This window comes from Streptomyces sp. NPDC036822, from assembly GCF_055609145.1.
In genome coordinates, this window is record NZ_JBVJPY010000013.1 from 1 (window position 1) to 20,057 (window position 20,057).

Sequence of the window (20,057 nt, forward strand, 5' to 3'; positions counted from 1 at the left end):
AGCTACCTCGCCGGTCTCCACCTCCGCGCCGCAATGATCTGGATCGACGACCTGCTCAAGAGCACCCAATGATCACGACATCACACAGGCCCTAGCTCGCCGCAGCTACGTCCGCGTCGACGGCCAGCCCGTAGCCGGCCGCGTCTGGGACGAGGACACCAAGTACCGGCTACGACACGGCCCTGGTCCACTGGCTCATCCACAGGGCCCGGACAGGCACCGCACGACCCATCCTGGTTCGCCTACATCGGCCCCCGCATCTCGCCCCGCCCCCCCACGCCATTCCGGCTTGGACCAGCAGTCTCACCAACCACGACGGCACTCTCATGAGCGACGCACCGCGAGCTCGTTCCGCCTCCGCCGTCCGCTCGTTCTACGCCCACTGCGAGGAAGCCCTGATCGCACCGCCTCCCAGCCGATCAGCGGGCCGCGGCCCCTGCGTGACCCGGACGCCGTCGACCTCGACGATGACGACGACGGCAAGGAGAAGTAAGCCGGGCCTGGAGGGTAATCGACCCCGGTTTCAGCCGGTGAAGGGCATGGAGCCGAAGCGGCCCCATGCGAGGAAGACAGCCAGGGCGAGGTAGATCAGGTCGCCGGCGATCGTGGCCTTCTCGCCACGGCGCAGACGCATGGTGACCGCGCAGGCAAACAGCAGAACAAGTCCGGTGGCGGCCAGCGGCACCAGCACCGGCGCGATGTTGAGCACCGCGGGCAGAAGCAGACCGATCGCAGCCAGCAGCTCGACGGCGCCGATGGCCTTGAGGGCGCCGGGGCTGAACTCCAGGACCCACTGCGCAGAGGTGCCCATCGCGGCCAGCTTCTCTTGCGGCACGAACATCTTGGAGCTGCCCACCAGGCAGACAGCGGCGAGTACCCCAGCGATGATCCACAGCGCGACGTTCATCATCAACTCCCTGATCGTGGACTTCCGCACCCGAGACGAGGCAGCGACTGGGGCTGTGACATGCCCGAACCCAGACGGCAGAGAGACGTGGGTCACACCGTGCCGTGTCACAGGAGTGAGGGCCGCCTCGTCTCGGAGGTGAAGGCATCGACGAACGAGGAGGAGCACACGATGGACGCGCGATTGAACTACTTCGCCAACCCGGCCGCCGGCAAGGCCCTCAAGTACTTCATGTCGGCTGGCCGGGAGCTGAAGGAATCGCCGCTGCCGGCCACGACGCAGGAGTTGGTGGCGCTGCGCGTGAGCCAGATCAACGGCTGCGCGGTCTGCATCGACATGCACACCAAGGAAGCCGCCGCGGCCGGCGAGAGCCCGGTGCGGCTGAACCTGATCGCGGCCTGGCGGGAAGCAACGGTCTTCACCGAGGCTGAACGCGCCGCGCTCGCATTGGCGGAGCAGGGGACCCGGGTCGCGGACGCGGCCACCGGGGTCAGCGACGAGACGTGGTCGCGTGCCGCCCAGCACTATGACCAGGAGCAGATCACGGCCCTCGTGCTGCTGGTCTCGTTCATGAACATGGTGAACCGGCTGAACATCATCACCCATCAGCCGGCCGGCGATTACCAGGTCGGCCAGTTCCACTGAACCGCCACCGCACCCTGGCCCGGGCCAGGCCCGCCGGGCCAGGACGCTGTGGTCAGGCGGGCAGGGCGGTCCCGGCACGAGCCTTGTCCGCCCCGCCCACACATTGAATGATCTTCGTAGGATGCCTCACCGGCGCGGTCCGGCCGGGCACACAGACCGCAAAGGGGGAGTCGGCGTGAGCAAGGTCGAAGAATTCGAGGAGCTGCGGCCGCTGCTGTTCTCGATCGCGTACCGGATCCTGGGCAGCGTGGGCGAGGCGGAGGACGCGGTGCAGGAAACCTGGCTCCGCTACGACGCCTCGACCACACGGCCGGTGTCGGCCAAGTCGTTCCTGTCGGCCACGGTGACCCGGATTGCCATCGATGTGCTGCGCTCCGCCCGGATGCGGCGGGAAAAGTACGTCGGACCGTGGCTCCCCGAGCCGCTGCTGGACGATCCGTACGAGGACCCATCCCGCGCGGCGGAACTGGCCGACTCGGTGTCAATGGCGGCGCTGCTGCTCCTGGAGCGGCTCAGCCCGCTGGAGCGGTCGGTGTTCGTGCTGCGGGAGGTCTTCGCCTTCGGCTTCGACGAGATCGCCGCGGCCGTGGGACGCTCGGAGGCGGCGTGCCGACAGCTGCTCGTACGGGCACGCCGCCACATGAACGCGGGACGGCCCCGGTTCGAAGCGGACCGCCAGGAGCGGCAGGAGCTGGCGAGACGGTTCTTCGAGGCACTGGCACAGGGAGACGTGGACGGTCTGCAGACTCTGCTGTCGGCCGACGTCCAGCTCGTCGGGGACGGCGGTGGCAAGGCCCCGCAGCTGGCCAGGGCCGTCGCCGGCGCCGAGAACGTGGCCAGGCTGCTCGCCACCGTCTACCCGCTGATGGCACGGGTCGATATCACGTTCGATCCGCAGGAGGTCAACGGCCAGCCGGGCGCGCTCTTCCGCGATCGCGACGGCAAGGTCCTCCACATCCTCGCCCTCGACGTGCTCGACGGGCAGATCCAGACCATCCGCTCGGTCATCAACCCCGACAAGCTCGGCCACCTCGGCCCGGTCGCCGACGCCTGGGCCGTGGATCAGGAAGTGAAGCAGACCCGCAAGCAGGCGCAGTGACCTCTCAACCAGCCTGGGAGGGCAGGGCCGGACGTTCAGAGCAGTCGCATGCCAATACGGGGTCGGAATCGGAAACGGCCCTGGGAAGCCGGTGTTGCTGTCAGATGTTTTGACAGCCGGTGATCCAGACCGTGTCGTGCTGGGGCACCATCAGCTGGTTCTCGTAAACGGTCCTTTCCCACAGAAGCGCCAGAGGGGCCCGCGCAGGACCTCCAAGTTCCGGAGTCACTGGTCCAGGGACAGCACCAGCCGGTGCTCCCAGTCCGCAGCCGTGCCAGCTCGGACATCAACCCACCTGCCGTCTCGAGCCACCCCACGCACCCTCTCCGGCAGGGAGTGGCACGCCGCCGAGTCCGAAGACACACCCCACGGGAGGTACCCCGAGGGCCTGGATGCTCGACTGGAGAGGAACCCCGATCACTCGCCTGGTCGTCGTGGTCGGCCGGCCGCTCGCCGGGAACCGCAACGACTGCGAGGCATGGGAGGAATCCGGTGCCAAGGCCGCCGTCGGCAAGACCCTCACGATCGCCGACGGCGGCGCCCCGGGCACTGGACTGGTCATCCCGCACCGCCGCGACCGCGTCCAGACCGAACTTCCGGCCTGGGCAGGACCACAACGGGTTTCACAAGCGGGCGCCCCCACCCACGTCGAGCACGTCTTCGCCCGCATGAAGACCTGGGAGATCCTCCGCGACTGCCGCCTCAAAGGCGACGGAGTCCACCCCACCATGCTTGGCATCGCCCGCATGCACAACCTCGCCCTCGCCGGATAGGCCGGTGGGCCGCACGGAGGCTCACCATGCCCGAGAGGCGTCAGCAGATATCGAGGCTATGGAAGTCGTACGTCATGTAGTCCTCGATCCTGTAGGGATTGTCATCCGCAGGGACCGAGGCGCGGTGGTGGGGCCCCCAGAAATTGACGTGGGCTTGATTGGTCTGGTGGTTGCGAACAGCGAGCGCATCGATGGAGTTCGAGAGGGACCGGGTATCGCACTTGTACAGGTGGAAGATGCTGTGTGTGCCGTCGCCCTGGCCGATCGACACGCACGCGACTCCTTCTGCCCGGGAGCACGCGTACAGCCCCCATGCCCGATCGGCCACGCCCCGCTGCACCCACTCGCCTGAGAACAGCGGGTAGATCTGCGGTGTCCATGCGGCCGTTCCGGCCGCAACGTTCGGTGCTGCCTGTGCTGGGGCCTGTGCCGCCAGCGGTAGAAGGCCTGCGGCGATCATCGTCACGACCATTGCAGCCGCTCGTTTTCTGATGCTTCGGAATTTCATCTGATCTCCTCTGCAATCGCGACCGATGCGCAGGGCGAGGCCGGCTCGGAAAATGCGCGCAAAGGCCACGTGGCTGTCTCGTGGTGGTGTTTGCCCTCCTGATTCTGCGCGAGGGCGTGAAAAAGCCGCCATGTTTTCGAAGTTCGTCGAAAGGTGCCGACTATGCCCGCGTCGAGCCGCCGGACACGCCCTCGTCCCGTCGCGGCGCGGTGGGTGCTGAGGCCAGCAGGTGGGTCAGGGCGGTGCCTCGCTCAGTCGGGTAGAGCCGTACCTCCCGGCCGTGGCGTACGCGCTGCAGGAGTCCGGCGCCCTCGAGTTGCCTGCAGTGGTACGTCATCGTGCTGACGCCGATGTGCAGTTGGCGGGCGAGATCGCCGACGGCTGGCCGGTGCGGGACATGGCGCAGGATCCGCGCACGAACGGGGCCGAGGACGAGCGACAGCCCATCCGTCCCGGTCGCCGGTTGCGCGCCGCCGTGGCGCCCGGCGCCGAGCACCGCCGGGTCTGCGGGCCCTGCGTAGGCGTCCCCTACGCCTGCGAACGCTGCGCCGGACCGCGCTCCTACAAGGTCGGCCGACTCTGCGACCGCTGCGCCGTCGCCGACCACCTGGAGGAGCTGTTCACCGACCTACCCGAAGTGGTGGGCACCGGGCCGCTCGCGGCGATGCGGGCGGCGCTGGTCGAGGCTCCGGATGCGGGAACGGTCCTGAACTGGCTGCGCGGCTCCCGGTCTGCCCGCCTCCTACGCGACCTCATGGCCACTGGCCGCCCGCTCTCCCACACCGACCTCGATGCCACGATCGACGGCCGTGGCACGGCGATGACCGCCGAGTACCTGCGCGGCATGCTGATCGCCTACCAGGTTCTGGAGCCGCGGGACGAACTCGCGGTGAGGATCGTCCGACACCTGGAGCGGACCGTCGCCCATTCGTTCGTCAGGCAAGTCCGCCAGGCCGTGCCGGCTGTTATCCGCCCCGTCGGGCCGATTTCGGCAGATCTACACTGAGCTGCGAGAACGCTACGGGGGAACAGGATCATGGGCGTGGGTACGGGTACGGGCAATGCGGTGGACGGCCAGTCCTCCCTGATCTCCGCGGTCCAGGCTGGAGACACGGACCTGGTGAGGATCCTTCTCCACGAGCACATCGACTCCGACTACCTGGACGCCGCGTTCTGCCTGGCCATCCGGATGCACGCCGGGCGCATCGCCCAACTGCTGCTTCAGTACGGTGCGGATTCGGGCCAGAGCCGCCCCGATGACCTCATCCCCCTGAGCGAGGCGGTCGACTCGGGTTCGCCCGCTCTGTTCGAGGCGCTCCTGGACCACGAGATCCGCGGCAGGTATCCCGAGATCGAACTCCTGGAGGCCCGGGACCTCGCGCGCAGCTGGCACGAGACGGGGGTCGAGGCCGAGCTGCGACGCCGTACCGGATCCCGGGACGCCGTCGGCCGCAAGCGGGTTCAAGACGGCGAGTACGACAGCGTCGTCGAGTTCACCCTTGGTGGCATGAGTGCGCGGGACGGCCATGGGGCGATCCTCACGTACGTCGAGGAACTCCTCGGGGAACGAACCTCGTTCGAGGAGCTGATGGACCGCGCGTTGGCCCAGGTCGATCAGCAGGACCATGCAACGTGGAGCCGTGCCACCCTCCAGTTGAGTGGACGGCGAGAGGAGGCGACCTGGGCCGCTGCGGCGGTACTGCGTACGAGCCCGGACCCATCCCGCCGATTGTTCGGTGCCGAGGTGCTCCGCCTTATTCATCTGTTCGACGACAGCGACGAGGACGCGTTCGCTGGTCCCGCTCTGGACCTGTTCACCGGCTGGGCGGCCGCAGAGACGGACGTCGCCGTCCTCACCGAGGTGCTGGTCGCTCTTGGAGAACATAGCGACCCCCGCGCGGGGGCGGCCCTTCTGCCGCACGCCGGCCATCCCGATGCCCGGGTACGGCGTGCGGTGGCGCATGGGCTCAGTGCTTTTTCCTCGCCGCCGGCCTTTTCCGGCGATGCTCGCACGGCGTTGCTGGGGCTGATGGCCGATCCGGACGCGGTGGTACGGAAGACCGCCTGCCGCGTGGTTGCCGAGGGCAGGGACCACGATCCCGTGTTCGCGGACGCCATGGCAGCTGTGCTGGACGATACGGACCGTCTGGTCCAGCTGACTGCCGTCTACGGGCTTGCCCTCCACGACGACAAACGGTGCGTGGAAGCAGCACGCCTTCTCGGCCCGCCGCAGCGCGGTTCCCTGGAAGAGGAGGGCTACCTCGACGCGGTGTGGCGTTACGAATGGCGCCGCGACGGCCGCTGAACCTTTCCACCTGTGCCTGTCAGCTGATCCGGAGCCGGGAATACCGCACGGTTCGAATGACGCTCCCCGCCAGCTGGCGCCTCCGCCTGGACCGCGGCCCGGCGGGAGGCGTACGCGAACGACCAGGACGCCGCCACGAGCCTCATCGCGGTCACCGCGCGTACGAACCGGCATAAGGCCGAGCAGGACCCGGCCCAGTGGATGCCCCCGCACCCGGACGCCCAGTGCCGGTACGTCTCCGAGTGGACCGCGACCAAGCTCCGCTGGGGCCTGAGCGTCGACCAGGCCGAGATCGACGCGCTGAAGGTATACGCCGAGGGGCCGTGCGAGGCCGCGGTCGTGCACGACACGCCCGCCCCGTAAGACCATCGGACCGGCCCGTGCCCACGGGCTGCCCGGGTCGTTGTCCACGGCGAAGCGAGATGTCGGCGGCCTCGGAGGCCTCGGCGACGTGCCCACCCCGGCGACCCAGCCGGGCGCGAAGGCTTGACCACCTTGCCCCGCCCGCGCATCCCCCCGCCCCCGGAAACGCCGAAGGGCCCCACCGGGAAGGGCCCCACCGCGAACGGTGGGACTTCAACGAATTGCCCGGTGAGAACAACGGCGGAGGAGACGAGCCCTCGGTACGCCGGAAGTCCAAGCGCAGCATGTCGGAAGTCCACGCGCGGCTCACACCGGCGCGGCCGTCCGCGGGTCCCCCTGCGCCATCTTCTGTGCCGCCGCGCGGGCCGCGCCCGCGAAGGCCTTCAGGGCGCCGGTGGTGTTCCCGGCGCGCCAGACGAGGCCGTAGCCGGTCGGCTCCGCGTCGGTGACGGGGACGTACGCTACGCCGGGCCGCGCGAAGTAGGTCGCCGTGTGCGCGGCGGTGAGGAGGGCGCCCCGGCCGCCCGCGACCAGCATCAGGGCCTCCTGCATCTGGGTCACGGAGGGGCCGGGGGTGATGGGCCTGCCGCTCGGGGTGTGGGTGGGGGTGTGGTGCTCCTGCCAGTAATCGGGCAGCTCGCCCTCGACGGTGAGGAGGAGGACGTCGGCGAGATCTTCCAGGGAGATGGTGTCGCGGGCGGCGAGCGGATGCGCGGACGGTACGGCGAGGACACGCTCCTCGGTGAGGAGGGGCGGGCCGCCGCCCAGGTCATCCTCCCGGACCGGGAACTCCTGGAGCTGGACGTCGAATTCACCGTTGCGCAGACGCCCGTACGGATCGGTCATCGGCACCTCGCAGATCTCCACCGCGAGGCCGGGATGGCTGATCCGTAGCGCCTCCGTCACCTTCATCACGATCTCGCCGGTGAGCGGGTTGGAGAATCCGACGTGCAGGACCGTGTCGATGCCGCGCGCGGTGGTGGTGGCGCGCGCCAGAGCGGCGTCCATCGCGCGGTGGAGCGGTTCGAGGTCGGCACGCAGCTGGCGGCCGATCGCCGAGATGGCGACGCGGCGGCTGGTGCGAATGAACAGCGGTGCTCCGACACGCCGTTCGAGACGCTGGATCAGCTGGCTGACGCGGGCGCGGGAGAGCCGCATACGGTCGGCGGTGCGCCCGAAATGCAGCTCTTCGGCGAGCAGGAGGAAGCACTCGACTTCGTCGCGTTCCATGGGACGGACCCCCTCAGGTGAACCGGATCGGCAAGCCCGGTCCGGTCAACGCCCGGATCCTCGCCGTTGTTCCGGGGGCCGGCGGCGGCAGCGGTGGCGTGGTGGCGGCGGTCCCCGCCTCACGACCGCTGCTGAGAGGTGGTGCAGAGCTCGATGAAGGCGTGCACCCCGGCGTGCTCGCATGAGGCCGGCCACACGAGCCCGTACTCGACGGGCGGGGCATCGCGGAAGGGGACCCACGCGATGTCGGGCCGACTGTAATAGCGCTCGGATCCAGCGGACGCCGGCGCCACGCCCTGGCCCGCCCCGACGAGGTTCAGGATCTCGGTCCAGTAGGTGCCGGCGTGGAGCTGCGGGACAGACCTTCCGGACGGGGTGTGCCGGGGGAAGTGGTGGTTCAGGAAGTACTCCGGGACGGTGGCGTCGGAGATGGTCAGCAGGGTGGTGTCGGCGAGATCCTCCAGGGACACGGACTCCCGCCGCGCGAGGGGGTGGTGGGCCGGAACCATCAGCACACGGTCTTCGGAGGACAGGACGAGGCCGACGGCGAGGTCCGGTTCCTCAACCGGCAGCTCGGTGGCCTGGAGATGGATCCGGCCGCGGCGGATCGGGCCGTAGGGGTCGGAGAGCTGCACCTCCTGGATCTCGATCTCGCAGTCGGGGTGGCGCGTCCTGAACCGTTCGGCCAAGCTCAACAGGACGCGGGCCGTCATGGGACTCGAGTAGCCGATCCGCAGGGGGCCGGTGATGCCTCGTACGGTGGAGACGGCCCGCGCGAGCGCGCGCCGGGTCTGCTGGTGGGCGGGGTACAGATCGCTGCGGAGCTGCTCGCCGACGGGTGTCAGCGCCACCCGTCTGCTGGTGCGGATGAACAGCGGGGCTCCGACGCGTCGTTCCAGACACTGGATCAGCTGGCTCACTCGGGCGCGGGAGAGGTGCATCCGTTCTGCGGTGCGCCCGAAATGCAGCTCCTCCGAGAGCAGGAGAAAGCACTCGATCTCGTCGCGTTCCATCGGTTCCCCCAGGTGAGCCGGATCGGTAAGCCCTGCTGAACGAACGTCCAGATATTGGCCGTTGTTCCGCCCGCGCCTGCTGGCCGAAGGTGAACGAGCCGCCCTCCCAGCAGACGGCACACCTCGTTACCACCCTCTGTCTCCAACCAGGAGTTGACCTGTCATGAGTACGACCAAGGCGGCAGCCGCTGCGCTCAGTGCCCGGGAATGGGGCGTGCTGCTTGTCCTCTGCGGCGCGATCTTCCTCGAAGGCATCGACGTCGCCATGCTGAACGTGGCGATGCCCGCCATCCGCGCGGATCTCGGACTGTCCACCGGCATGCTGCAGTGGGTGATGAGCGCGTACGTCCTCGGCTACGGCGGCTTCATGCTGGTCGGCGGCCGGGCGGCGGATCTCTTCGGACGGCGCCAGATGTTCGTGTTCTGGCTCTCGGTGTTCCTGGTCTTCTCCGGGCTCGGCGGATTCGCCTCCGAGGGCTGGCAGCTGATCACCGCCCGGTTCGTGACCGGTGTCGCGGCGGCCTTCATGACCCCGGCCGGGCTCTCCGTCATCACCACCGGCTTCGCGGAGGGCCCGCGCCGTAACAAGGCTCTGCTCTTCTACTCCGGTACGGCCGCCGGCGGGTTCTCGATCGGCCTGGTCGTGGGTGGACTCCTCGCCTCGGTCGACTGGCGATGGGTGTTCTTCGCGCCGGTGGTCCTCTCGGCGCTGATCCTGATCGGCGCGCTGGCCTTCGTACCGAAGTCGCCGCGGCCCGACCGGACCGGACAGAGCCTCGACCTGGCCGGCGGCCTGACCATCACCGCGGCCATCCTGCTCCTGGTCCTGGGTGTGGAGCGGGTGAGCCACGCCTCGCTCGTCTCGACCGTCGTCACGCTGGGCGCCGGCCTGGCTTCCCTCGCCGCGTTCGTCGTCATCGAACGCCGCGCCGCCGCACCCCTGGTCCGGCTCGGCATCTTCCGCAGCGCCCCACTGGTACGGGCCAATTTCGCCGGTCTGCTCTTCGCCGCCGGGTTCTTCGGCTTCCAGTTCCTGGTCGCCCTCTACCTCCAGGAGCTGCGCGGGTGGTCCACCCTGGAGACCAGCTTCGCGATGATCGTCATCGGTATCGACGCGATCCTCTCGCCGACGGTCGTCCCCAGGCTGGTCGACCGCTTCGGCAACGGACGCCTGATCCTCGGCGGCCTGGTCCTCGCTTCCCTCTCGTACGCGCTCTTCCTGCCGCTCGGCGCCGACTGGACCTACCTCGCGATGCTTCCGAGCCTGCTGCTGCTCGGTATCGCCTTCGCCCTGACGTACGGTCCGCTGACCATCGTCGCGACGGAGGGCGCCAAGGAGGAGGAGCAGGGGCTGGCCGGCGGGCTCCTCTACACCGCCTTCCAGTTCGGCGCGGCACTCGGTATCTCGGGGGCCGCCGCGGTCAACGTCGCTGCCACCGCGTCGGATTCGGCTGCCGCACGCCTTGACGGATACCAGGCCGCGCTCTGGGTACCGCTCGCCGCGGCACTGGGCGCGGTGCTGGTCAGCGCCTTCGGAGTGCGGTCGGGCAAGGGCCATGTGGTCTCGGAGCGCGAGCCGTCGCCAGAACTCACCACCGCCAAGTGACCCTCGCCCAAGGGGAAGGAGCACCCGCCGTGCCCGCTACCAAGACCGACACGTTCACCGACGTCCAGGACACCTTCTTCAGCTACATCCGCGACGTCAAGTACGCCACGATGATCACTGTCGACCGTAAGAACCGGCCGCGGGCCAGAGTCCTCCTCCCCGTCTGGGAGATCGTCGACGGCCGCCCGGTCGGCTGGCTGGCCGCCTACAAGACCCCGGTCAAGGCGGCGCACCTGGCCCACAGCCCGTACACGACGTACTCGTACTGGAACCCCCGCCAGAACACCGTCCACGTCGACGCCCTCTCCACCTGGGTCGAGACCGACACCGACCGGCAGCACGCCTGGGACCTCTACCTCGAGGGCGGTCCGCCGGGGGTGGGCTACGACCCGGTCCACTACTGGCGGGGCGGACCCGAGGATCCGGAGTATCACGTGATCCGGATCGAACCCTGGCGGATCCAGTTGGTCAGGGGCTCGGACCTGCGGAGCACGATCTGGCAGCCGGCCGAAGGCTGAGCCCGCCAACGCCGAAGGGCCCCTTCGCGAACGGTGGGGCCCTTCAGCCAATTGCCCGGTGAAAGCAGTGAGCGTTTTCCACCTTCAGTTTGAGCAGGTCAGGTGCAGGGTGAGTATGGCCTGTACGAGGCTGGTGATGCGGGTTGTGGAGCATCGCAGCTAGCGCAGGAGTCGCCAGGTCTTGAGAGTGGCCATGGCGTGCTCGACGAGCGCGCGGATCTTGGCGTGGGAGCGGTTGACGGCCTGCTGGCCTGCGGAAAGCTAGAGCCCTAGAGCCCTCTGAGTTGCCGATCAGTCCATGCGGTCGCTCAGACCCAGCACCTTCGGGTCCTCGCTGGGGAAGCTCCTGGGCATACCCGGCACGTCGATGGTATGCCCGTAAACGCCGGCCAGGAACTCGATGGCACTGACTGGGAACTCGATCCAGTCGGCGTTGTCCGTGCGGACGACTACCGGCCATGCGTCCGGATCCGCAGGGCTCGTCCTCCAGTAGAAGGTGTCCCCCGAATTGGACGACGCCCAGGAGATCAGGCCCCCCGGCTGTGGGTAGGGAACGTAGTCCTCGGTGTCGCCTATCTCGTACATATCCTGAAGGATCTCGTCGTCCCTGGACGCGGACGCCCACGGCGCCTCGGCGCCGGGCGTCGGAAGGGACACCATGAGGAAATCATCGATGACAAGTGTCGGGTACGCCTCGGCCAGAGAGCGGAAATCCGAAGGCAGCGCCGTGCCGAGGGCCGCCTCGAGGGCGGCCCAGTCCATGCTGCGTGCGCCTGGCACACGCCACCGTGTCATTGAAGGCAGCGCGGCCTCCAGCTCTTCGACCCTCACCATGTCGTCTGCCAATCCGGGGAGTTCTCGACCACGACGGTCTCGAACCATACTCCGCCCTCGATGCGGGCGGACACGATGGCATAGCTGTTCAAAGAGTCACGAACCGCCCTCTGAAGAGAGTGATCGACGATCCCGCCCGGTCGAGCTGCGCGGCCGCACGCACCGGTGGAACGCGGCCTGTACACCCGCCGGGTCCTTCATGCGCAGTCGCCGCCGCTGTGACTTGCCCAGCCGGGCTCAGGCGCCTGGGCTGCTCTGCACGCAGACGGATAACCATGCCCGGGTGACGAGCGAGGACAATCTTTCCGAGGTCCGCCGAGTGAGCTTCGTGATAGCTGAGGGCGGTCCGAAGCGTTTCGGCCACGGCAAGGGCAGTAAGGGGATGGGGCCGGTGCACCAGGCGGTCGCGAGGTTCGCCTCGGGCCGGATGGTCACCTTTCTGACGTTCGACTACCCCGGGTACGGACGGCAGCTCGACCCAGAGGCCGAGATCTGCAGGAGCGACCGGGCAGTCAGCTTCCCCTCCGAGCCCGTGCCGGACTGACAAAACGGTGGTGTGCGGCTGGTGGCCGCACACCATCCCATGGGGCCTGCGTCTGGTTCAGTCCCACCAGAGCGACCACATCGTCGAGCGGGCGATCGTGTGGCCGGTCTTCACCGGGTCTTGCACGGTGTCATGGCAGTAGGCGTGCAATTCTGCGGCGGCCTGCGCGGCGCCGTGCGGGTCCAGGGGCGGCCGGTCGACGACCAGTTCCAGATAGGGGCCGCGCGGCGAAGAAGAGTTCGGCGCCCCATTGCTCGTGCCAGCGCCGCAGGAGCGCGGAGTGGTCGAGAGGCGTGTGGCAGCGGTCGCCGTATCCGCACCAGTTCCACATCGTATAGACGAATGGCAGAAGCACCGGGACCTCGAAGCCGCCGCGCGCGGCCACGAAATGTATCCACCGCTCGTCCTTTTCAAAGAAGTCCCGGGTCCCGGTCGCCCAGTGCGACACCCCGCTCGGCGGCCGTTCCACCGGCGGTGCGAGCAGCGATCCCAGCCAGGCGGGGTCGTAGTCGGCCCGCCAGAGGTCCAGGTCGTCGTCCGCATTGGCGACCTCCTCCACCGCCCACCGGCAGGCCGACACCAGCATGGACGCCGCCTGCGCGTCATGGTCCTGGCAGACGGCGCCCTCGACCAGCTCCTCCACCACCTCCACGTCCTGCCTCGACTCCCTGCGCCCCTCGGCCATATCCGTCGGCGAGTTCAGCGTGACGTACGGCCACCAGCCGGTCTCGCCGTGCCTGCCGCGCCATTCCTCCCACACCTCCCGGGTCCCCTCGCGCGGCACGCGCACCCCGACGATGTCGATGCCCGCCGCCGTCACGGCCCGGTCGACCTCAGCGGTGGGGAAGAATATCTGCAGGCGGCGAAGGAGGTCATTGGAGGAAAGAAGCGGCCGGTGGAGGAATGAGCTCATGAGACCAGGACCACAAACTTCACCGACACGGCCCGCATCCCGATACCTCCACCTCCCGGAGCATTTCGCTGGCCTCTGCCGGCCGGGGCGCTGGAGGCAAGACGGGGGGCAGATCTCCAGCTTGCTCATCTGCAGAGCTCCGGAAGAAAGACCAGCGCCCGGCCCGTCCTTCGCGCACCCGGCTGATCAGCCCCGCATGACAAGCGAGGACAATCCGGGCCGGCTCCTCATCGTGGGCTACGTGACGTCGGACGCGGTTTCCGGGATGAGACCGAACACTTCGGCTGGCACCTCCCGTGGCAATTCGCTTGCACCACAGTCGAGGTGACGTGGCAGGCTTGCGCGGTGATTGTCGAGCTGGCCCCCCGTTTTCTGACCTGGGACGATGTGGATCCCGCGCGTCATTTTTTCGACAGCGCGTCGGCATCGCAGGTGGTGTGGTCGCTTGGGCCCGCGCGGACGGTACCCAGCCGCCCGGACATCCACTTCGGTGACCCGGCGATGAGCGCCTGGAGCTGGGGCGAGGGAGAGCCCTGGGCCGACGCCATGTCGCACGCACTCGCCGAGCACTACGGCCGCTGGACCGTGGGCTGGCGCTGGTCACACGACGAAGGCGACTTCGACGGAGGACCCGTCGGGAACTGGTGCTGCCCCCGGGACTTGATCACCACACCGCAGGAGACGCTCGCCCGTGTCGTCGCGGCGCTGCGCGAATGGCGCGAGTGGCTGGAGAGTCTCGCCGGGTGGTTCGACGCGTATCCGCTGGACCTGGCCGGCATCGAGGACCAGCGGATCCTCTGGGAGCGTGCCGCCCGGAACCTGATCCTGCAAGTGACCGACCGCACAGGCTGCGGCAGCGGTTGGCACGGACACTGCCGTCAAGTGCTCACCTGGTTCCTCAGTCGCTGGGGCGTCGCGCCCGACCTCGCGCAAGAGCTGGTCGACGAGGCGATCGGCGGGCGGTTCGCGAGCTGGACCGGCCCCGACATCGTGCTGGTCGAGGACGTCGCGGAGCGGCTCGCGCTGTCGCTGCGACCGGACGACGGCGCACAATCCGCCGGACCCGCGCCGGACCACCTCGAATGCTGGCTCGCGGTGCGCGAGACAGTGCCATGGCAGGACGTTCCGGACGGCGGGGGGAACGAACCGGTGGTTCCGTCGCGCGACGGCGTGGCGGAGGACATACGCACCTTCGATGGCGCCTTGGATCCCGCCCGCGCACGGGGCCTGCTCGCCGCCTTGGACCTGCTGCGGATCGACGCGGCGCGCGGCGCCGCCCTCGACTTCGAGCTGCTCCAGCGCTGGCAGCAGCACGTGCTGGGCACGCCGCAGCCGCCGCCGTTCCGCGACCTGCCGGCCTTCGCGAAGGGGGGCAGGGAACGCTACGGCATCGGCCCGGGCACCCGAGCCCGCCTCGACACCTGCCTGGCCGAGAGCGCGCGCCATGCCGATCGGTCCGTTCCCCTCATCGCCCGCGCCGCACGTGCCTATCTCGACGTGTGCTTCTTCCATCCCTTCGACGACGGCAACGCCCGGTCCGCTCTCCTCGCCCTCGTCTTCGTGCTCGCCCGCGAGGGCGTCACGCTCGGAGGAGTCAGCCTGCTGCGTCGCGTCACCTTCCAGGCTGACGAGCCGCAGGACGCGCTGATCCTCACCCGGTACATCGACATCCACCTCGCGGAGACCCGACGCAACACCGCATCCCTCGACTCCTAGCAGTGGGCATGAAGGCGCTGATGAGTCCATGTCCAGCAGCTCAGTCACACCGAACCGTCGTGCAGGTCGCATGGCGGCGGAGCGCTGGAGCCGGTGACAACTGCTATGCTTCCGCGCTGATGGTGACAAATAGCATGCCGACCTGGTGACAACTGCAGTGTCTCGCCGTGCTGATGCCGTAGGTCAGTGGTCGTCAATGGTGACAACTATCGTGCTTTGGCGCAGTATTGGAGCTGCCGGGGACAATGATTTGACAGTGCGGCAGGAGCCGGGTCAGTGGACGCAGACTCGGCATAGTGCCGGAACGCGTGATCTTCGGCGGCCCCGACGATCTCAGTACAGCGCCGTATATGCCCCAGGGGTCGGCGGCAGCCCGCACCCACCGACCCCGCGGGAGTCGTCCTGGAAGATCCAGCCCTCCCGTGCCGTGGAGGGGCATCCGGTGCTGCACCGCGGGGCGTGCGAGCTGGACCGCCGGCAGTACGGGTTCATCTCCCGGGACCGCTCTTCTGCCTATAGCTCCGGATGAGGCGCGCGACATCTATACCTCCCGCGCCGCGATCGAAGCAGGGTTCCGCTGGGTGACACGCCAGGGCACGGACGCCGTGGCCGCCTTGCAGCAGCAAGGCGCGCTGGACCAGGTCGTGCGCCCGGCCCGTGTCGAACCATCGGCCAGCCGCCGCCGTAGTACCGGCCCCCAGCAGAGCCGGTATGTCCCGAAGTCCGGTCAGCCCGACCCGACGGGTGTCTCCAGCCCGGCCGAGCTCCAGCAGGCGCTCCGGGCCGTCCACGTCTGGGGAGGCTCGCCGTCGTTGCGGGACCTGGAGAAGCGCAGCGACGGCGTGCTGCGCCGCAGCACGATCAGCGACATGCTGCGCGGCGCGGAACCGTTGGTCCCGGACTACGACCGGTACCTGGCGTTCCTACGGGCGTGCGGCATCGATGACGCGAGCATCGATACCTGGGTGTCCACCTGGCGCCGGCTGGTCGCGCTGCAGCAGTCCCCAGAAATCGCTGGATGGATGAGCGGCATGCCCCCCGCCCCTGATTCGACGCGCACCACCGGAAGGCCCGCACCGCCCAGGTACGGGCTTTCCGCATGATCCAGTTCTCGACCACGTATCGCGCGATACAACTTCCCGCCACCAGCGTCCCGCGCATCGGCCAGGAGCAGGCGCCCCGGTGGCGATAGCGTCCTGCCCCATGACCACCACCGACACGACTGCGGCTCTGGCCCTGGCCGTCGCGATCGTCGCTGCCGCTGCCGCTCTCGGCTCCTGGTGGGCGGGGCCCCGCCTCCCGAAGAGGTCCGCGCGCACATCTGGGGGCCGTGGAAGTTCAGCGCGGACTGCGACGACACCGGCCGGACGGTCGCCCCGCAGCAGTTGGCCGTCGGCGAGTGGACGCAGTACGGCCTGACCCCCGCCTCCCCGCCTCCGTGGTCGAGGACCACCACGTGGCACAGCGACTACGAAAACGAGCCCGTGCGCCTAAGCAGCACCGCCAGGTCCAAGGGCAGCGATTGGATAGTCCCGCTGGAAGTCCCCGTCACCACTTCATGAGTTCTCACCCTGGCGGGTAGCCCTGCCTACCTAAGGGCTGTCCCGCAAATGACGACTACATCCGCCTGGACGGCCCGCAGAATCCTCTCCCACGTGCCGTCCGCCGACCACCTTCGATGACGGTCGTGGACCGTCTTCCAACTGCCGAAGCAGGGAGGCGGATCCCGTCATGGAAGGCCGGTTCGCTGCCGGAACAGAATCCCGTTGATCATCCGACGGTGGCATCGCCAGCGTCCGCTTTCGTCGGCAGGTGAGGCTCCCGCCGAGCTCACTCTTCATCCGAAAGATCTCCCCGCCCCATGTCTCAAGGAACGATTTCCCAGCGACAGCGTCACTCGCCCCATCGGACATGGCTTAGCGGGCCAGTGCCCGCGGGGCGCTGATCAGGTGTGCTCTAGCCTGACGGGGATTCGACCGTTCGAGCCAGGGGTGGGGATCCGCATGGCAGCGCGCACGACCGACGACACGGGACGCGGGCGGGGGCGGTGGCCGTCGGGCCGCCGGGGGTCGGGGCGCGGGCTCCGCCCCCTGCTCGCGGCCGTCACCGCGCTGTGCGCCCTCGGACTTGTCACGGGCTGCTCCGCCCTGGGGAGTTCGCTGCGCCTCGTCTGGGAGGCCCCGGTCGACAACGGCGCCAGGAACTACGGCAACGGGGCATGGCTGGTCGGCGAGACGCTCGTCCGCAGCCGGTACGACGCGGTCGGCGCGTTCGACGCGAGGACGGGCAAGGTCCGCTGGGAGTACGCCCCGCCCGGGCAGGAGCACATCTGCGCCGTCAGCCGCCGCACGGCCGGCTCCGTCCTCCTGATCGCCCGGGGGAACGTGATGAACGCGGGCTGCTCAACGGTCGCCGCGCTCGACCTCACGAGCGGCCGCGAGCGGTGGCACACACCCCGCACCCCCGGGGGAATCCTGACCGAGACGTTCACGGACATGGTCGCCGTTGGTGGCGGGGTCGCCGTCCTGCGGGACGCCGACGAGATGTGGACCCTCGACGACGACCTGTGGACCCCGGACTCCCGGCCCGCCGTCTCCGGAACGAAGGCGCTGCGCGCCTTCGACCTGCGGACCGGCGCCCCGCGCTGGACGGCCGCCGTCCCCGAGGACTGTGTGCCCGAGCAGGTCGCCGCCGGGGTTCGGCAGGTCGTCGCCGTACTCGCCTGTGGCCGCACCGAACTGCGGCTGGCCGCGTTCGACCCGGCCGGCGGCGGGCTGCGGTGGACCGCTTCCCTCGGCGGGCGGACGGCGCCCGCACCGGACGGGCAGGTGGCCCTGCTGTCGGCCGAGCCGCCGGTCGTGCAGAACGGCGGGACGACGGAGGGCGGGCAGGGCGCCTTCCTCCTCTTCGGCGAGGACGGGAAGGCGGCCGGCCGGATCGAGACCACCGGCGGATACGGAACCATCCAGGCGCATGCGCCGGCCCTCGTGACCGTCGCGGACGGGCGGCTCTACGCCGGCGCCGAGATCAGACAGCGCAAGTCGTACCGGGACCGGGTGGTCGCCTTCGACCTCGCGAGCGGCAGCCAGGTCTGGCTGGAGAACGTGGCCGTCGCGGGCGGCCTGCGCGCCCTCGACGTGACCGGCGGCCGGGTGACCGTCCTCGCAGACCGCGGCTCCCGGCAGGACAGCCTCGACGAACTGGTGGTGCTCGACGCCGCCACCGGTGAGGAGAAGGAGAGCATCGACACCGGCACCGACGTGGACCGGCACAAGGGCGAACTGGCGGGCGTGCGCGTGTACGAGGACCTGGTCGTCGCCGTGCGATGGGGCTCGGGAGTGCGCCCCTTCTCGGCGTACACGCGCGACTGACGGGCCGGGCCCGGCGGGAATCGTCGGACACGCCCTAGGTGTATTGACCCGCAGCGTTGTTGACGCGGCTGATCGGGGGCTTGCCTTCGAGTGCGGTGTGGCAGCGGTGGTGGTTGTAGGTGTGGAGGAAGTTCCCCAGGACTTCGGTCCGTTCGGTGTTGGAGGTGTAGGGCCGCAGGTAGGCCCACTCGTCGAGCAGGGTGCGGTTGAAGCGTTCGACCTTGCCGTTGGTCTGCGGCCGGTGGGCCCGGGTGAGCTTGCCGGTCGCGTCGAGGTCGGCGAGCGCGTTCCTCCAGGCCAGGCCCTTGCGGTAGGCCCAGGCGTTGTCGGTCAGGACCCGTTCGATGCGGTCGATGCCCTGGCTGTGGAAGAAGGCGGCCGTCAGGAAGGCCGCGCAGGTCGCGACCTTCTCGTCGGGGTGGATCTCGCCGTAGACCAGGCGCGCGTGCCCCACGGGTGTCAGCCGACGGTCACCTGCGCCTCGCCGACCACGGGAAGGTGGTCCGACCAGGGGATCAGGGCGGCGTCCGCCACGACCTCACAGGAGATGAAGGAGCTCTTGGAAAAGAGGTAGTCGTACTTGCGGTCGCTGCGGTACGGAGGCGGGATGGGCGCGCCCGAAGCGGTCGGCGTGGGGTAGTTCCACATCGTTCCGGAGCCCTGCGCCACGGTGCCGCTCGTCTTCTGCTCACACTCGCGGTACCGGGAGTAGAGCGGGGCGAGGACGTTCCCGTCGATGATCTCGTTGTCGGCCGGAGGACGGGCGTTGAAGTCGCCGCCGAACACGGTGTCGGCCCCGTCGCCGACGATCTCGGTGAGCCGCTGCACCTGCTCCCCGCGGTACCGGTAGCCCGCGCGGTGGTCGCGGTCCTCGGCCTTGGGGGTGAGGTGACTGGTGCAGAGACGGACCTGTGCGCCGGTCGCCCGGGTCACGCAGAGGACCTTCAGCCACAATCCCGCCTCGGGGGAGTCCAGATCGTACTCCTCGCGCTTGTCGGCTGCGAGAGAGCCCCTCACCGCGATGGCCATGCCCTGGACGCCCACCTTGTAGGGGCCGCGGCAGCGGAAGTCGCTGGTGGCCGACGGATTGTCGTACCGGGGAGGGTACTCGGGGTTCTCCGTGGGCTTCGAGGCCGTCGGATAGGGGGCGACCGGAACGTCCGTCGCGAAGCGGTTCTCGGCGGGACGGGTGTACGGCACGAACGCGACGTCCCAGCGGTCGGCGCCCGTCTTGCCGGCGTTGAGCTTGTCGCCCACCCACGTCACCAGGCTCTTGTCCACCCGCTTGGTGTCGTAGGACCTGTCGTTCTTCGCGTCGTCGCCGCACACCTCCTGGAGGAAGACGGCCTCGGCGTTCTTCTTCGTCACGAGCTCCGCGACGCGGGCCGCGAGCTGCTCCTGCTGCACCTCCGGTGCGGGCTTCCCGGCCACGACGGACGACGGGCACGAGCCGGACTCGCCGCAGACGTTCCAATCGAGGACCCGGATGGTGGCGGTGGTGCCCGCCGCGCTCTGCTCGGGCGCCTCCGTGGCGCTGTCGCGCAGCACGCCCCCCGCGTAGACAAGCGATGCAACAGCCACCACGGCTGCGGCCGCACCGAGCTGACGACGCACCACGTTCACCTCCATGCCCCCTGATGATCAACCGGAGTACAGGGTGCCATCGAACACATGGCGGAGGGGGTCTGCGTGACAGGGCGAGCGGGAGTCGG

At 69.2% G+C, this 20,057-nt stretch carries 19 protein-coding genes and 5 pseudogenes; 12 read left to right on the plus strand and 12 right to left on the minus strand.

Going from position 1 to position 20,057, the window contains the following annotated elements; translation table 11 throughout:
* Window positions 1–523: 523 nt before the first annotated feature.
* Window positions 524–907, minus strand: coding sequence for a DoxX family protein (locus tag ACZ68P_RS26000; RefSeq protein ID WP_471010190.1), 384 nt, complete (start codon window positions 905–907; stop codon window positions 524–526).
* A gap of 171 nt (window positions 908–1,078) precedes the next feature.
* On the opposite strand from ACZ68P_RS26000, the gene ACZ68P_RS26005 reads away from it, so the two are divergent.
* The 3 genes and pseudogenes from ACZ68P_RS26005 to ACZ68P_RS26015 form a co-directional block, all read left to right on the plus strand.
* A complete protein-coding gene (locus ACZ68P_RS26005; RefSeq protein ID WP_471010192.1) occupies window positions 1,079–1,552 on the plus strand; it encodes a carboxymuconolactone decarboxylase family protein in 474 nt (157 codons plus the stop codon).
* Window positions 1,553–1,727: 175 nt separating this feature from the next.
* On the plus strand, window positions 1,728–2,651 hold the full coding sequence (locus tag ACZ68P_RS26010) for an RNA polymerase sigma-70 factor (RefSeq protein WP_471010195.1): 924 nt from the start codon (window positions 1,728–1,730) through the stop codon (window positions 2,649–2,651).
* Between the two features lie 419 nt (window positions 2,652–3,070).
* Window positions 3,071–3,424, plus strand: a pseudogene (locus ACZ68P_RS26015) (transposase); the annotation flags it as partial.
* Window positions 3,425–3,464: 40 nt separating this feature from the next.
* Here ACZ68P_RS26015 and ACZ68P_RS26020 read toward each other — a convergent pair.
* Entirely contained in the window at window positions 3,465–3,932 is a 468-nt protein-coding gene (locus tag ACZ68P_RS26020; protein ID WP_471010197.1) for a hypothetical protein, read from the minus strand.
* Window positions 3,933–4,092: 160 nt separating this feature from the next.
* Complete coding sequence (locus tag ACZ68P_RS26025) at window positions 4,093–4,539, minus strand: helix-turn-helix domain-containing protein (RefSeq protein WP_471010200.1); 447 nt, start codon at window positions 4,537–4,539, stop codon at window positions 4,093–4,095.
* Between the two features lie 30 nt (window positions 4,540–4,569).
* On the opposite strand from ACZ68P_RS26025, the gene ACZ68P_RS26030 reads away from it, so the two are divergent.
* From ACZ68P_RS26030 to ACZ68P_RS26040, 3 genes and pseudogenes are all read left to right on the plus strand, one after another.
* Window positions 4,570–4,938: a hypothetical protein gene (locus tag ACZ68P_RS26030; RefSeq protein WP_471010202.1), complete on the plus strand. Its 369-nt coding sequence runs from the start codon at window positions 4,570–4,572 to the stop codon at window positions 4,936–4,938.
* A gap of 36 nt (window positions 4,939–4,974) precedes the next feature.
* A complete protein-coding gene (locus tag ACZ68P_RS26035; RefSeq protein ID WP_471010205.1) occupies window positions 4,975–6,237 on the plus strand; it encodes a HEAT repeat domain-containing protein in 1,263 nt (420 codons plus the stop codon).
* Between the two features lie 72 nt (window positions 6,238–6,309).
* Window positions 6,310–6,600, plus strand: a pseudogene (locus ACZ68P_RS26040) (HNH endonuclease); the annotation flags it as partial.
* Window positions 6,601–6,906: 306 nt separating this feature from the next.
* Here ACZ68P_RS26040 and ACZ68P_RS26045 read toward each other — a convergent pair.
* Both ACZ68P_RS26045 and ACZ68P_RS26050 read right to left on the minus strand, forming a co-directional pair.
* Window positions 6,907–7,830: a LysR family transcriptional regulator gene (locus ACZ68P_RS26045; protein WP_471010208.1), complete on the minus strand. Its 924-nt coding sequence runs from the start codon at window positions 7,828–7,830 to the stop codon at window positions 6,907–6,909.
* Window positions 7,831–7,949: 119 nt separating this feature from the next.
* The gene (locus tag ACZ68P_RS26050) at window positions 7,950–8,843 is read right to left on the minus strand and encodes a LysR family transcriptional regulator (RefSeq protein WP_471010211.1); all 894 of its coding nucleotides are present in this window, start codon (window positions 8,841–8,843) and stop codon (window positions 7,950–7,952) included.
* Between the two features lie 163 nt (window positions 8,844–9,006).
* Here ACZ68P_RS26050 and ACZ68P_RS26055 point away from each other — a divergent pair, with 163 nt between their 5' ends.
* On the plus strand, window positions 9,007–10,449 hold the full coding sequence (locus ACZ68P_RS26055) for an MFS transporter (RefSeq protein WP_471010213.1): 1,443 nt from the start codon (window positions 9,007–9,009) through the stop codon (window positions 10,447–10,449).
* 29 nt (window positions 10,450–10,478) lie between these two features.
* Window positions 10,479–10,967: a pyridoxamine 5'-phosphate oxidase family protein gene (locus tag ACZ68P_RS26060; protein ID WP_471010215.1), complete on the plus strand. Its 489-nt coding sequence runs from the start codon at window positions 10,479–10,481 to the stop codon at window positions 10,965–10,967.
* Between the two features lie 84 nt (window positions 10,968–11,051).
* Here the strand turns inward: ACZ68P_RS26060 and ACZ68P_RS26065 are convergent.
* Window positions 11,052–11,228 (minus strand): annotated as a pseudogene (locus tag ACZ68P_RS26065) (transposase family protein); the annotation flags it as partial.
* 30 nt (window positions 11,229–11,258) lie between these two features.
* Complete coding sequence (locus tag ACZ68P_RS26070; protein ID WP_471010217.1) at window positions 11,259–11,729, minus strand: SMI1/KNR4 family protein; 471 nt, start codon at window positions 11,727–11,729, stop codon at window positions 11,259–11,261.
* A gap of 355 nt (window positions 11,730–12,084) precedes the next feature.
* On the opposite strand from ACZ68P_RS26070, the gene ACZ68P_RS26075 reads away from it, so the two are divergent.
* On the plus strand, window positions 12,085–12,345 hold the full coding sequence (locus tag ACZ68P_RS26075; protein ID WP_471010220.1) for a hypothetical protein: 261 nt from the start codon (window positions 12,085–12,087) through the stop codon (window positions 12,343–12,345).
* Window positions 12,346–12,402: 57 nt separating this feature from the next.
* On the opposite strand, the gene ACZ68P_RS26080 is transcribed toward ACZ68P_RS26075, so the two are convergent.
* Both ACZ68P_RS26080 and ACZ68P_RS26085 read right to left on the minus strand, forming a co-directional pair.
* On the minus strand, window positions 12,403–12,531 hold the full coding sequence (locus ACZ68P_RS26080; RefSeq protein ID WP_471010545.1) for a DUF4253 domain-containing protein: 129 nt from the start codon (window positions 12,529–12,531) through the stop codon (window positions 12,403–12,405).
* Window positions 12,476–13,258 carry a hypothetical protein gene (locus ACZ68P_RS26085; RefSeq protein ID WP_471010570.1) on the minus strand — a complete coding sequence of 261 codons (783 nt, stop codon included), beginning with the start codon at window positions 13,256–13,258 and terminating at the stop codon, window positions 12,476–12,478. The genes ACZ68P_RS26080 and ACZ68P_RS26085 overlap by 56 nt, the downstream gene beginning before the upstream one ends.
* Window positions 13,259–13,645: 387 nt before the next feature.
* Here ACZ68P_RS26085 and ACZ68P_RS26090 point away from each other — a divergent pair, with 387 nt between their 5' ends.
* The gene (locus ACZ68P_RS26090; RefSeq protein ID WP_471010547.1) at window positions 13,646–14,974 is read left to right on the plus strand and encodes a Fic family protein; all 1,329 of its coding nucleotides are present in this window, start codon (window positions 13,646–13,648) and stop codon (window positions 14,972–14,974) included.
* Window positions 14,975–15,555: 581 nt separating this feature from the next.
* Window positions 15,556–16,077 (plus strand): hypothetical protein, encoded by a 522-nt coding sequence (locus ACZ68P_RS26095; protein WP_471010222.1) that lies wholly within the window; start codon window positions 15,556–15,558, stop codon window positions 16,075–16,077.
* A 518-nt stretch (window positions 16,078–16,595) separates the two neighbouring features.
* On the opposite strand, the pseudogene ACZ68P_RS26100 reads toward ACZ68P_RS26095, so the two are convergent.
* Window positions 16,596–16,786: pseudogene (locus ACZ68P_RS26100) on the minus strand (transposase); the annotation flags it as partial.
* Between the two features lie 191 nt (window positions 16,787–16,977).
* On the opposite strand from ACZ68P_RS26100, the gene ACZ68P_RS26105 reads away from it, so the two are divergent.
* Window positions 16,978–18,345 carry an outer membrane protein assembly factor BamB family protein gene (locus ACZ68P_RS26105; protein WP_471010224.1) on the plus strand — a complete coding sequence of 456 codons (1,368 nt, stop codon included), beginning with the start codon at window positions 16,978–16,980 and terminating at the stop codon, window positions 18,343–18,345.
* Between the two features lie 34 nt (window positions 18,346–18,379).
* On the opposite strand, the pseudogene ACZ68P_RS26110 reads toward ACZ68P_RS26105, so the two are convergent.
* Both ACZ68P_RS26110 and ACZ68P_RS26115 read right to left on the minus strand, forming a co-directional pair.
* Window positions 18,380–18,793 (minus strand): annotated as a pseudogene (locus tag ACZ68P_RS26110) (integrase core domain-containing protein); the annotation flags it as partial.
* A gap of 11 nt (window positions 18,794–18,804) precedes the next feature.
* The gene (locus tag ACZ68P_RS26115) at window positions 18,805–19,974 is read right to left on the minus strand and encodes an endonuclease/exonuclease/phosphatase family protein (RefSeq protein ID WP_471010226.1); all 1,170 of its coding nucleotides are present in this window, start codon (window positions 19,972–19,974) and stop codon (window positions 18,805–18,807) included.
* Window positions 19,975–20,057 lie beyond the last annotated feature (83 nt).

What these genes read in the sequence shown, in the direction of transcription:
- ACZ68P_RS26000 (WP_471010190.1), bottom strand. Translation starts at nt 907, where the DNA reads ATGAACGTCGCGCTGTGGATCATCGCTGGGGTACTCGCCGCTGTCTGC.
- ACZ68P_RS26115 (WP_471010226.1), bottom strand. Translation starts at nt 19,974, where the DNA reads ATGGAGGTGAACGTGGTGCGTCGTCAGCTCGGTGCGGCCGCAGCCGTG.
- ACZ68P_RS26070 (WP_471010217.1), bottom strand. Translation starts at nt 11,729, where the DNA reads ATGGACTGGGCCGCCCTCGAGGCGGCCCTCGGCACGGCGCTGCCTTCG.
- ACZ68P_RS26055 (WP_471010213.1), top strand. Translation starts at nt 9,007, where the DNA reads ATGAGTACGACCAAGGCGGCAGCCGCTGCGCTCAGTGCCCGGGAATGG.
- ACZ68P_RS26045 (WP_471010208.1), bottom strand. Translation starts at nt 7,830, where the DNA reads ATGGAACGCGACGAAGTCGAGTGCTTCCTCCTGCTCGCCGAAGAGCTG.
- ACZ68P_RS26050 (WP_471010211.1), bottom strand. Translation starts at nt 8,843, where the DNA reads ATGGAACGCGACGAGATCGAGTGCTTTCTCCTGCTCTCGGAGGAGCTG.
- ACZ68P_RS26105 (WP_471010224.1), top strand. Translation starts at nt 16,978, where the DNA reads ATGGCAGCGCGCACGACCGACGACACGGGACGCGGGCGGGGGCGGTGG.
- ACZ68P_RS26005 (WP_471010192.1), top strand. Translation starts at nt 1,079, where the DNA reads ATGGACGCGCGATTGAACTACTTCGCCAACCCGGCCGCCGGCAAGGCC.
- ACZ68P_RS26020 (WP_471010197.1), bottom strand. Translation starts at nt 3,932, where the DNA reads ATGAAATTCCGAAGCATCAGAAAACGAGCGGCTGCAATGGTCGTGACG.
- ACZ68P_RS26085 (WP_471010570.1), bottom strand. Translation starts at nt 13,258, where the DNA reads ATGAGCTCATTCCTCCACCGGCCGCTTCTTTCCTCCAATGACCTCCTT.